Origin of the sequence: Paenibacillus sp. BR2-3 (genome assembly GCF_046529485.1) — a bacterium.
Taxonomy (GTDB): Bacteria; Bacillota; Bacilli; order Paenibacillales; family Paenibacillaceae; genus Paenibacillus_AQ.
Window position 1 is genome coordinate 2,373,430 of record NZ_CP126311.1, and the last position, 12,085, is coordinate 2,385,514.

10 protein-coding genes are annotated in these 12,085 nt (G+C 49.0%); 7 read left to right on the plus strand and 3 right to left on the minus strand.

The features are described 5' to 3' along the window. Positions 1–708: 708 nt before the first annotated feature. On the plus strand, positions 709–1,860 hold the full coding sequence (locus PaeBR_RS11300; RefSeq protein ID WP_410512566.1) for an IS110 family transposase: 1,152 nt from the start codon (positions 709–711) through the stop codon (positions 1,858–1,860). 583 nt (positions 1,861–2,443) lie between these two features. Here the strand turns inward: PaeBR_RS11300 and PaeBR_RS11305 are convergent. Continuing rightward, complete coding sequence (locus PaeBR_RS11305) at positions 2,444–3,295, minus strand: GNAT family N-acetyltransferase (protein WP_410514900.1); 852 nt, start codon at positions 3,293–3,295, stop codon at positions 2,444–2,446. A gap of 44 nt (positions 3,296–3,339) precedes the next feature. After that, a complete protein-coding gene (locus PaeBR_RS11310) occupies positions 3,340–3,630 on the minus strand; it encodes a GNAT family N-acetyltransferase (RefSeq protein WP_410514901.1) in 291 nt (96 codons plus the stop codon). 264 nt (positions 3,631–3,894) lie between these two features. On the opposite strand from PaeBR_RS11310, the gene PaeBR_RS11315 reads away from it, so the two are divergent. From PaeBR_RS11315 to PaeBR_RS11335, 5 genes are all read left to right on the plus strand, one after another. Further along, positions 3,895–4,509 (plus strand): 50S ribosomal protein L25, encoded by a 615-nt coding sequence (locus tag PaeBR_RS11315; RefSeq protein ID WP_410514902.1) that lies wholly within the window; start codon positions 3,895–3,897, stop codon positions 4,507–4,509. Between the two features lie 370 nt (positions 4,510–4,879). Beyond that, positions 4,880–6,721 carry a fibronectin type III domain-containing protein gene (locus PaeBR_RS11320; RefSeq protein WP_410514903.1) on the plus strand — a complete coding sequence of 614 codons (1,842 nt, stop codon included), beginning with the start codon at positions 4,880–4,882 and terminating at the stop codon, positions 6,719–6,721. Between the two features lie 129 nt (positions 6,722–6,850). After that, on the plus strand, positions 6,851–7,537 hold the full coding sequence (locus PaeBR_RS11325; RefSeq protein WP_410514904.1) for a hypothetical protein: 687 nt from the start codon (positions 6,851–6,853) through the stop codon (positions 7,535–7,537). Beyond that, a complete protein-coding gene (locus PaeBR_RS11330) occupies positions 7,530–8,201 on the plus strand; it encodes a hypothetical protein (RefSeq protein ID WP_410514905.1) in 672 nt (223 codons plus the stop codon). The genes PaeBR_RS11325 and PaeBR_RS11330 overlap by 8 nt, the downstream gene beginning before the upstream one ends. 27 nt (positions 8,202–8,228) lie before the next feature. Further along, positions 8,229–9,779 carry an MDR family MFS transporter gene (locus PaeBR_RS11335; RefSeq protein WP_410514906.1) on the plus strand — a complete coding sequence of 517 codons (1,551 nt, stop codon included), beginning with the start codon at positions 8,229–8,231 and terminating at the stop codon, positions 9,777–9,779. Between the two features lie 171 nt (positions 9,780–9,950). On the opposite strand, the gene PaeBR_RS11340 is transcribed toward PaeBR_RS11335, so the two are convergent. Next, positions 9,951–10,460, minus strand: coding sequence for a YbaK/EbsC family protein (locus tag PaeBR_RS11340; RefSeq protein WP_410514907.1), 510 nt, complete (start codon positions 10,458–10,460; stop codon positions 9,951–9,953). Positions 10,461–10,807: 347 nt separating this feature from the next. Between PaeBR_RS11340 and PaeBR_RS11345 the strand changes: the two genes are divergently transcribed. Beyond that, on the plus strand, positions 10,808–11,935 hold the full coding sequence (locus PaeBR_RS11345) for a sugar efflux transporter (protein WP_410515154.1): 1,128 nt from the start codon (positions 10,808–10,810) through the stop codon (positions 11,933–11,935). Positions 11,936–12,085: the final 150 nt, after the last annotated feature.

Genomic DNA, 12,085 nt, shown 5'->3' on the forward strand with positions numbered 1-12,085 from the left:
CAAACAAATGGTTTCTAAGCTGCGACTATAACCGCTTCAGGAATAATTGCTAAAAGAAGAAAAAAGTTGGATAGGAAATAATAATAAAGGAGTTTATAGTTAATCTAACATAGCCTTCATTAAAAAGGGCCCAACAACAATATCCGTTCTTGACGGAGAGGGATACTCGCAATAGGAATTACTTGGACTTTTGAGAAACTGGTCCTACCTGCATAAAGTGACGAAGCGTTGTACGAAATATAGGGGTGTTGATTTACCAGGAAAAAGGTGCAGAAAAGGCCGCGGCCGGCAGCCCAAACCTTCATCGTAGTTATGACCAAAACCTGTAAAGGAAATTCTTAATTTCAAAATTATTGGGTTGTTAGCGCACGACGACGAACCAGCGAAGGTGTGGGGGAAGTCAAATCCACAAGACCGTTTTGGCGGACCCAGGAGACGCTACCCGACTTGAAATACCCCCGATTTTGTATTTGGCGGACAGAGAAGCCCTTATTTAGTTGAAAGTGGGCTAAGAAGGCGTTGAATCCACAATTAGCGTCACCTCAGTCCGGGTCTGATCTCTTTTAGTACATCAGCACGATAATAGTTATCATGAACGAAACCGACATCGCAATTTGTTTATCTCGTAGGTTGAAATGGAAATCCTAAGAGTGAATGGCTCAAAGATTCCAATTCAGAGCTAACAAACAAAAAGGAGTCGGTTTACTAATGAGTATCGCCAAAAAGTATATTGGATTAGACGTATCCAAAGCCAAAATTGCTGTAGCCATCGCGGACGAGGGCCGAAGCGAACCCCGCTTCTGGGGGATTATCGAACATACCAGGGAACGTGTTCTAAGGCTTTTGCAGCAGTTGCAAGGTTCCGGAGAATCCAGAGCGGAACTGGAAGTCTGCTACGAAGCCGGGCCCACCGGGTACATGCTTCACCGCTGGCTGCTGGAATCCGGCATTTCCTGTACGGTTGTCGCTCCCTCCCTCATCCCTCAGCGGGCCGGCGACCGAATCAAGACCGACAAGCGGGATGCGCTGCGTTTGGCTCAGCTGTTTCGTGCCGGCGAGCTGACCGGTGTTTACATCCCATCCCCTGAGGAGGAAGCTCTCCGGGATCTCGTTCGAGCCCGGGAGGACGCAAAAGAAGATATGAACCGCCACAAGCAGCGCATGGGCAAGTTTCTGCTACGCTTGCAGCTCGCTCCCCCAAGCAAGGTCAAGGCATGGACCTTCGCCTACGAAGAGTGGCTGGACACCCTCCGCTTCGAGAGTCCCTGCCACCGTATGGTGTTTCAGGAATACCGGGAGAGCATTCGAGAAACGGCAGAACGACTCCGGCGTTACGAAAAAGAGATCGAGCTTCTCTCCCACACCCATGCGCAGGCGCCGCTTATTGAAGCGCTTCAGGCGCTGCGAGGGGTGGCTACACTCACCGCCACGACGCTGGTGTCGGAGATGGTCAGCGTGACGCGGTTTGCCAGCGCCCCCTCATTCATGAGTTACTGTGGTCTGGTGCCCAGCGAGCACTCCAGCGGCGTGAGCCGCAGTCAGGGGAAGCTGACCAAGGCCGGTAATGCGCATTTGCGACGGGTGCTGGTCGAAGCTGCCCACCATTACCGGCACTCGCCGGGAGTGCGCCGCAAACTGCGCGAGCGGATCACCGGACTGCCGCCGGAGGTGCAGCGGATGGCCTGGGAGGCACAGAACCGGTTGCACCGCAAATATATGAACATGCTGGGAAAAGGGAAGCACAAATCGAAGATCGTAGCCGCCATTGCCCGGGAGCTTGCCGGATTTGTATGGGCGATTGCCCGAGCTTTGGAGATGGACGACCGAAACCCCGTCCCGGAGTCCAAGCTTGCCGGGTAACCCTCTCCGTCCGTCTACTGCAATGTGACGCTGTATACCACTGAAAAATCACTCCCTAAAGGAAAGGAGATGAATGCCAGGAAGCCGGAGCATGACTTACCTTGGAGGCAAAATCGAGCAAGGTGAAGAGAAACGCCGCGGAAGCCCTTTGTGCCCGTTTGCTTGCGAACGATGGACGAAAATAGTTAGCGGCAGGCTCTTCAGATGGATTAATACCATGTGTAAACCCACGAATATCAGGATGCCGACCAGCGAATGATTTTTGCCTCCAAGCTAAGGACATGCTCCCTCCCTAATGTGTAAGGAAAGAAGTCACACTCAGAGTCAACCCCTTTGGAAAAAGGGGGCTCTCTTTAAAAGACGTCTATTGATAGGTTTGTTTAAGTGCGCCAAAAACGGAGTTGCTACAGCGGCGCTTGACAGTTTCGTTCATATCAGGGCTATGCAGTCCGCCCAACGGCTCGAATCCGCGTATACCCTCATGCAACATTTTGTCAAGCACTGATTCTGGTGTTGATCCTTAAAAAGAGCACTCTTTCTGCAGGCGGCCTCCGCTAACTGAAAGAGTGCTTTGTTAACTGTCCTAGCCAATATACCGGTAATAATCCTGTTTGTTCAGTATGATAAAACCACAGCTTTCATATAACTTCAAAGCATTGGGATTATCCAGTGCCACTTCCAGGTTCACGCCATTGTAATTACGGCGTTCACGTTCAATCGTCTGCAGCAATGCGCTGCGTCCGATGCCGATCCCGCGCAGCTTCTTGTCGACAGTAAATCCGTATATCCAGGTTTCATTATCTTCTGTCCAAAGCCGCATTTTCCCGGCAGGTTTTCCGTCCATCTCAATCATGATATGCTCCTGCAACCCTTCCTTCCTCTGAAGCTCATAGACCGCGGAAGCGTCCTCTTTCGTCATATCGAAGCCTCCACAGTCCAGGTCCACCAGAATATGAGCCTCATCCTCGCGTGCAGGCCTCAGAACCACTGTCCCCGTAGCTGAGCTTGCTTCCTGTGAGGCTGAATGCGCGGAAGCCCCGTCCCATTTCATCTGATATTCCGCATGATTGAAGGAAAGGGGGAGAGTCGCCAGATAGGCCTTGGCAGTAGCAGATGCCGCAGGAGCATTCAGCAGCAGCTTCGAGATATGATTACGGGTGATGATGCTCTGTGCACGCTTCCACAGCGAGGTAAAGATACCCCTCCGGCGATATCCCGGACGTACCATCCCGCATACTTCCATCTCGCCGTCGAAGCCGTACATCCCCAGAAAGCCGACCAGCAGCTCGTCCTCATAAGTAACCAGCCATTCCGCACCGCCTGAAGCCGGCGGTTGACGCAGCATATCCCAATTTAGTTTAAGTGAAATTCCGTCGAATTGCTCACAGCGGCGCTGCAGCTCTTCCACATCTTTCAAAGTTTCAGTTGTAGACAAACCCGTTTCCCCCTAATTGTGTGATAGAGCTCCGGCAATTAGGATCACCGGTTCCCGTCCCCGCTCCGTACATCTTGATATTCGGGATGCTTCTGGAATTGATGGGCCGCGTAGGAGCATACCGGAACGATTTTCAGGCCTTCTTCGCGCGCCTTGTCCACAACGGCCTTAACAAGCTCTTCACCGGCACCTTGGCCGCGCAGTTCTTCAGAGACATGGGTATGATCGATAACAAGAGTCTTGGTGCCCTCCTCCAATTTGTAGGTGATTTCCGCCAGTTCCTTCCCGTCGCCGGGAACAATAAAACGTCCCTTTTCACTCTGAATTTGCACCATCTTCATCACTCCCGCTGAATTTATTACCTTTATTTTACTACCCTGGTCTGCAAAAAGCGAGGAAAGGGGATAGCCCGATTTACAAGCAAATGAGTTGAAGTCTATAGATAAAATGGATTTTTATTGAATATTACCCTATTTTGACTTGTTTTATTGGGGATGCTATACTGATTCCATTGCACACAAATATGGTTAATAAGAGACTGATTAGACATACATATCTAATCGGTCTTGTTTTTTAATCCCTACTTAGGAGGAATTGTCATGAATACAACAGTACGTTTGACAGAAAGATCCGGCTCGACATCTTCACAGCGAAGCAAAGGTTTTGTACCGGTCGTCGTCTACGGTGCAGGTTCAGATAGCCAATCCTTTACAGCGGATGCGAAGACCATAAACGAAATCCTGGGAAAAAACCCGCGGGCCATTCTCAAGGTGGAACTGCCGGACTCAGGGTCCAAAAATGTTGTAATTCAAGAGGTGCAGCGCCAGCCGTTATCGAAACAGCTGCTGCACATTGACTTTCAGCAGATTGATATGAAGGTGGAGCTGGATACGAAGGTAGCCTTTCATTTTACCGGCGATCCTGTTGGCGTCAAGAACGGAGGCGTGCAGCAAGTTGAGCTGTATGAGCTGGATATCCGTACCCTTCCTGATAAGCTGACGGCAACCTTTGATGTTGACATCAGCGGCTTGGACATCGGTGATCAATTACTGGTTTCTGATCTTCCTAAGCATGAAGGATGGGAAGTATTGACTCCGGAGGACGCACTTATTGTCCGGATTGCGGCTCCTGCTCATGAGGAGACAGTTGAGGATGATGCTGCCACTGAACCAGCCGCTGCTGAAGCTTCCGCTGAGGACAAGCAGGAGGAATAAGCCCGGCAGGCCAAGTAATTATATAAGCTTTGATGAACAGGAACAGACAGATCCTTCACAGGAGCTGTCTGTTTTCTTTTGCAATTACGGCAGCTGCAGTATGAAGAAGGGCATTCGTGAATACGCATTCTCAAAAAAATATAAGGTCTTTCGTATTATTTCATTAGGAAAATAATAGGATTTTCGCCTCATTTCGTCTAATTTTGGGAAAAATGAATTGACTGGAAAGCCTGAAGAGATGAGAATGAGGGTAATTACCATGGTAAATAGTTCAAAAAACCGCATTACGACCAATTGAAAACGCTTTAGTTTTTCTGCTGAAACTGGGAATTCTTTGGGTTATCCATTATTAATTCCGGGGAGGAAAGGTATGAGAAGGAAGCTGATTCAAGTCTTGATGGCAATTTTGCTGGTTCTGGGGGGCTCGGTGCCCGCGTCGGGAATTACGAGTGCAGATGCTGCAAGTGATGCTTCAAATCGTGCGTTAACCTGGCTTAAAGCTCAACAGGATGCAACGGCTGGGTATGCTTTTGACGGATTGGTCGACAGCTTTGAAGATTTCTGGGGGCCCGGCAGTCCCAAGCAAATCGTATATACGTATGATCAGGCGGTTGCTGCGATTGCTTTTATCGTCAAAGGAGACCGCGTACGAGCAGAGAAGGTATTGAACAAAATGCGGGATATTCAGGACCCGTCAGGGTTCTGGCTGAATTCCTACTGGTGGAACAACGGCGCCGGTGAGGAAATCCGCAAGCATGTCGGACCTGTCGTCTGGATGGCAATGGCGGCCATGACCTATGAGAAGCAATACAACGATACCCGTTACCGCCCGATGGCGCTGAAGGCGCTGGACTGGAGTCTGCTGTATAAGAAAGCAAATGGCGGCATCGCTGGGGGCTGGAGCGCATGGAGCAACTCAGATGAGCCATGGAGCTCCACGGAGCATAATATCGATATTTACCGGGTACTGCAATATTATGCTTCGGTTGATGCTTCAAAAGCGGCAGCTTACAACAGTGCAGCATCGGGAGTTAAAAGCTTTCTGGATAACTACGTCTGGGACGATAGCGCAAAACGCTTCAAGGGCGGCTGGAAGAATGATACCAACCTGATTGATCCCAAACTTCCGCTGGATGTGAATCCATGGGGGGTATTGGCTTTAGGTTTGACGGGAACCCGCAATTACGGAGCAAGCCTGGCCTATGTAGAGAACGCCGCCGGTAATCCCGGTACACTGGCAAATCCGCGTTATAAGCAGACCTTGACGTACAATGACGCCGGAAATACGCTTAGCGGGTATGATTTTGACTGGACGGGTGAGGTGCTCCCGGCCTACGACGATAATGGCAATCAGATCGGAAATACGGGGCCTGATGTGTGGTTTGAGGGAAGCGCATTTATGTCGCTCGCTTACTATATGCAGGGCAATACAGCTAAATCGGATGCGATCAACACAGAAATTATTAAAAAACAGGGTACGAGCGGAGCTTCCCTCGGCGGAATTCCGTACTCGCTCAAAGGGACCAGCAACAGCTATTGGGTTATGGCCCAGCAAAACTGTGTTTCCAGCACCGGTTGGCTGATACTTTCCCTGCATCGATTTAATCCTTTCACCGGACAATATTTGACCGGCGGCAGCAATCCGGGAGACACAACGGCACCGACGGCGCCGGCTAGTCTCGCGGTGACAAGCAAGACCGATACAGCAGTCAGCCTGAGCTGGTCGCCATCCACCGACAATACCGGTGTTACCGGCTACTATGTTTACCGTGGAGCAACCCAGGCGGCTTCCGTTACAGGGACAACGGCAACAGTAAGCGGACTTACAGCAGGAACAGCCTATACGTTCACGGTGAAGGCAACAGATGCGGCAGGAAATCTGTCCTCTGCCAGCAATGCCGTTACAGTTACAACAAATGCCTCGGGAGGAGGGGGCGGAGAGCATGTGACAGCCGACTTTACGGCTGGTGTAACGAAGCTTTCCGCAACAGATGCAAGCATTTATATAACTCCTGTCACCCCTGCTCTGTATGTGGATGTACATTACAAGGTTAACAACGGTGCGCAGCTCAATTACCGGATGACGAACACTTCCGGAACCTGGCGGCAGACGGTAAGTGGTCTTAGTACAGGAAGCAGCATAGAGTATTGGTTCACTTACGAGAAGTCCGGTCCGCAGTACGATTCTCCGCATTATACGTATGTGCAGTAGACAAGACACGGATCCCCTTTAGTAAAAAGAATACTAAGATCGGAGCAGATATCCTCCTTCGGGAGGAGGTCTGCTCCTTTTTCATGGAATATAATCTAATCGGGAATTTACCTGATGGAGGGATCGGCTATGAATAAGGAAAAATTGTCCGAATTAATTATTAACGGGATCAGTAGTGCCCCAGGCGGAACCTATGACAGCGTGGTGATTAATGGAGTAAGCACAATTGGTGACCCTCTGGCCGCCCGCGTCTTTAAAGGAAACGGACATATCCATCTGAATGGCGATCTTGCGGCGGGAGAGCTCGAATGCAAAGGAACGATTAATGTAAAAGGGAATGTGCGCTGCGGAATCATGAAGGCGGAGGGCATGCTGGAGATCAAGGGAGGCTTGAGCGGTGAGCACTGCAGTCTTAACGGATTGATGAGGGTTCATGGAGATTGCGAGCTTGAGGACTTCAAAGGTGAAGGAGCCTTCACAATTGACGGAATGCTGAGCGCGGGGCATATGGATTTCCGTCTTCATGGATCGGGAAAAGCGCGGGAAATCGGGGTGGAGAGCATCGTTATCCGCCAAGCCAACAAGGGAGTCTGGAGCAAGCTGTGGGGCGGGATTTTTCCGAAGTTCAAACCTGAGCTTTTGGCAGGAACGATTGAAGGAGACAACATCGATCTTGAATATACGACTGCAGAGATCGTCAGAGGCAACGCTGTTATCATCGGCGAGGGCTGCTCTATAGGGCTGGTAGAGTATCGGTCAAAGCTGACTGTGCACCCGGGGGCTATAATCGGAAAGGAGGAGAAGATCGGTGACTGAACAAACCCGAAACGATCTGAAGATGATAGGTACGACTGCAACGGCCGGCGGTAATTTCCGTCATGTGGCTGTCACAGGGGAATGCCAAATTACCGGGAATGTAGATTGTGAGAAGCTGAGCCTGACCGGGGAATTAGGGATAGCAGGAGATTTGCAGGCAGATGAAATGAAAATAACGGGTCAATGTAAAGTAGATGGACGAATCGGTGGGCTTTCCATCCGGGGACAGGGTGAGATCAGAGGTTCCTCCGGCATGAAAATGGAACAGATCAAATTTAATGGCAGTTTGGTTGTGAAAGGCAGCTGTGAGGCGGAAAACCTGAGTCTTAACGGTGCGCTGGACGTAGGAGAACTGCTGAGTGCTGAACAGCTGGAGATCGGACTCTATGGCCCTTCCCGAGCCAAGGAGGTCGGAGGCGGAACCATAGAGATCAAACGAAGCACAGCTTCAAGGATCATGGAGCTGGTCAAGCCGAGGCAGGAAGCATTTTTCGAGGCGGAACTGATTGAAGGTGATAAGATAGGGCTTCAGTATACTAAAGCTAATACCGTTAGAGGTAAGGCCGTCAGCATTGGTCAAGACTGTGTAATTAACACTGTGGAGTTCCGCGATACGCTTGAGATCCACAAAAATGCAATAGTGAAACAACAAATTAAGTTGTAACAATATATAGAAACTGGAGTGGAGTTAATGAGTTCAGCTAAATCGTCTCATCTGGGCATTGTCATTACCGGCCTGCTGCTGGGAATTCTGATGGCTTCCATGGACAGCACGATTGTCGCTACCGCTATGGGGAATATTGTGGGAGAGCTTGGCGGAATGGATAAATTCGTCTGGGTAACCTCCGCCTATCTCGTTGCCGAGATGGCTGGAATGCCGATATTCGGCAAGCTGTCGGATATGTTTGGACGCAAGAAATTTTTTGTATTCGGTATTATTGTCTTTATGGCAGGCTCGGCGCTTTGCGGAACCGCGGACAGCATTACACAGCTGGCGGTTTATCGGGCGATTCAGGGTATCGGAGGTGGAGCACTGGTGCCGATTGCCTTTGCCATTATGTTTGATGCCGTACCGCTGGAATCCCGCGGAAAGCTTGGAGGGGCCTTCGGCGCGGTGTTCGGTTTATCAAGTATATTCGGTCCTCTGCTGGGGGCTTATATTACGGACCATATTGCCTGGCAGTGGGTATTTTATATTAATCTGCCGCTTGGTATCCTGGCCTTTGTCATGGTAATTTTCTTTTACAAGGAATCCCATGACCATTCCAAGCAGCGAATTGACTGGCTGGGCGCAGGTACGCTTCTTGGTGCCGTAGTCGCTCTGATGTTCGCGCTGGAACTGGGGGGAAAGCAGTATGACTGGAATTCGTCTGTAATTCTGGGGCTGTTCGCTATATTTGCAATGCTTACGGCTGTGTTTTTTTATGTAGAGACCAAGGCCGAGGAGCCGATTATTTCCTTTGCATTGTTCAAAAAACGGCTGTACGCCTTCAGCATCCTGTGCGCTTTGTTTAGTGGAGCGGCCTTTATCGTTGCCTCGGTATATATTCCTATCTTTATTCAAGGTGTATTGGGCGGCTCGGCTACGAACTCGGGGCTGGTGCTGCTGCCGATGATGGTAGGCTCTGTAGTGACAGCTACGGCCGGCGGATTTCTGATGACAAAATTTAGTTACCGCAGCTTGATGATTCCAACACTGGCGTTGCTGGTCGTAGGGACTGGGCTTGTATCAACCCTTACTCCGGATGCTTCCCGTCTGCAGGTTACTATGTACATGATCCTGATCGGGCTTGGAATTGGAGCTTCCTTCTCAGTCCTAGGCAATGCGGCGATTCATGGACTGTCTGCCAACCAGCGCGGTTCGGCAAGCGCAACGCTGAATTTCATCCGGTCGCTCGGAATGACCCTGGGGATTACAACCTTCGGGATTATTCAGAGCCATTATTTCACTAACAGACTTAGTGAGTTATTCCCGGGAGGGGGCAGCGGGGGCGGGGCAGTTGGCGGAGTACTAGATTTCAAAGACCCGCACACCTTACTGTCGCAGGAAACACGGGCTCTGATTCCCCCAGGCGTATTAAATAAAATTACAGAAGGGCTTTCATCCTCTATTGTTAATACTTTTGCCTGGGCGGTTATTCCTGCCGGATTGGCTTTGCTGTTCTCATTTTTCATGGGCCGGCAGAAGCTGGATGAAACCGCAGAAGATTATGCTCAAACGTCCGGCTTGGTGAAAGACTAGTATTAATTGACCGCAAGGACAAAATTCATGTTTTTGATGCTAAATATAGTACAAATAAGGATGTCCCAAAAGCCAGGCAAATGGCTGCTGGGGCATCCTTCGCTTTGTGGAGTAGGTTTTCTCAGTTCAATCTATGTAGCGATAAACATCCTAAGGCGACCGCTGCGAAAATCACGCAGTATGCTCGCAGCCCATCTGAAGTGTTATTTCTTCCCATCCCTTGCAGACATCGACCCATACCTTCCCGCCGGAGTATTGGGCGAGTTCCTCACAAGTCAGCTCTATAGCGGAATTAGTGCTGCCGCATGCCGGAAAAAGAGTGTCGAAACGCTTCATGGACACATCCAGGAATACATCCAGCTCACGGACTAAACCGAAAGGGCAGACGCCGCCGATTTCATGGCCGGTTTGCTCAAGAACTTCATCCGGGGCAAGCATTCTGGCTTTGAAGCCGAAGGTCTCCCTGAATTTCTTATTATCTATTTTGGCGTCACCTGCAGCTACTACCAAAATGGCATTGTCACCCTCTCCCCGGAAGGAAAGAGTCTTGGCAATTCTGGCGGGAATAACACCAATGGTTTCTGCCGCCTGTTCTACGGTTGCGCTGGAGGTGGTGAACTCCTGTACATCCTGCTCTCTGTTGTAGATCCGGAAATGACTTTTTACATTCTCAATCGACATTGTGAATTTCCTTTCTGAAATAAACTGGTTTTTATGATGATTTACATTTTAACGTAATTTTTGTTTTTTTTCAGCTATTCAATAAGGCTCGCACTTACGCAACATCATCTGTTGCATAAGTGGCGGTGAGGGGATTAGGCAATGATTCGAGACGAATGGGATAACGTTAGCTTTCTCATTAGCTTCATAATAGGAATAAGCATTAAGTGGCCAAAATGTAAGAGATGGTCATTCGTCCTACCAGTCAAGAGCGGTAATCTTAATTGTTTAAGGAGGCTAAAGTTGTACACACGACTAAAAAATTGTTTGCAATCAAGGGATATAGTTTATTTGTCATTTGTGTTCTGTTGGTCGGCACCGGGATTTCGATTACACTGCCGTACTTAGCTCTATATTGTACAGAGGATTTGGGAATGAGTGCGGGAACCTTCGGCGTTTTCACGGCAGTGAGTTCATTAAGTGGCGTGGTAGCGAACTCGTTCATTGGTAAACATTCGGATCGCAGGCTGGACCGGAAATTAATTATTATTTTAGCCACGGTTTCATCTGCATTGGGCTATACTTCATATTTAGTGTTTGATAACTTCTTAATTCTGCTTATTATCGTTAGTTTTTTTAGTGGTTTAGGGGCAGCCGCCATGCCGCAAATTTATGCCTACGCTCAGGAATCGGCAAATGAAAGCAACTCCGATGACAAGACGTTTGCGATGTCTACTTTACGTTCACTTGTATCTCTCGGATTCCTGGTAGGACCTTTAGTCGGAACAATAATTTTAGGAGCTGTTGGATACAAGGGACTCTTTCTGGGGACTTCCGCCATTTTTCTTACAATCGCATCTCTTGTGTTTATATTTCTGCCTAAAAAAAGAGCAGTTCAAAAGAAGAGACCGGGTACTGGCGCAACTTCACTCAACCGCAGGCAGATCTGGTATCCGTTGATTGCTTTCATCTTTCTATTTGCGGTCAATGCCATAAACGGGATTGTCACGCCATTGTTTATTGTAAACGAGCTTCAGGGTACGCATACAGATGTCGGATTGGTTGTTAGTATTTGTGCTGGTTTGGAGATTCCCATTATGTTTGCGCTAGGCGCCCTGGGCAGAAAGATATCGAACCATTCGTTGATGATCAGCGCTTGCTTTATTGCAATAATTTACAACATTATATTAAGTGTTTCTACCGATTCTTGGCAGCTGATCGCAGCACAGCTTTTGCAGGCAGCGTTTGTGGCTATTGTTATGGGCAACGGACTAAGCTATTTCACGGAGCTGCTTCCAAATTCACCGGGGATGTCCACAACGATCTATTACAACGGGTCCATTATTGGAAGGTTAGTGGGAAATTTAGGCGGCGGTATCATTGCTCAGTTTGCAGGGTTTCGTGACGTTTATTGGGTGTGTCTGGCATTTGTAATCGTCTCGTTCTTTATCTTATGGAGTATAAGACCCCATAAGGATATTGAAGTATCCACTTGAAGAAACCATATTCATGGCTGCCGTTTTTGAACTAATGGGAGACGTTACCTCAATAAAACAGCGGCAGTCTAGGACTTTATTTTCTCGTCCACGGCTGCCGCTGTTTTTATAGTTGGGGCCAGTCTGATACTTTATATTCTTTCAACACAT

Coding starts and splice junctions, on each gene's coding strand:
- PaeBR_RS11300 (WP_410512566.1), top strand. CDS start 709: ATGAGTATCGCCAAAAAGTATATTGGATTAGACGTATCCAAAGCCAAA.
- PaeBR_RS11310 (WP_410514901.1), bottom strand. CDS start 3,630: ATGGTGCAAATTCAGAGTGAAAAGGGACGTTTTATTGTTCCCGGCGAC.
- PaeBR_RS11315 (WP_410514902.1), top strand. CDS start 3,895: ATGAATACAACAGTACGTTTGACAGAAAGATCCGGCTCGACATCTTCA.
- PaeBR_RS11320 (WP_410514903.1), top strand. CDS start 4,880: ATGAGAAGGAAGCTGATTCAAGTCTTGATGGCAATTTTGCTGGTTCTG.
- PaeBR_RS11325 (WP_410514904.1), top strand. CDS start 6,851: ATGAATAAGGAAAAATTGTCCGAATTAATTATTAACGGGATCAGTAGT.
- PaeBR_RS11335 (WP_410514906.1), top strand. CDS start 8,229: ATGAGTTCAGCTAAATCGTCTCATCTGGGCATTGTCATTACCGGCCTG.
- PaeBR_RS11340 (WP_410514907.1), bottom strand. CDS start 10,460: ATGTCGATTGAGAATGTAAAAAGTCATTTCCGGATCTACAACAGAGAG.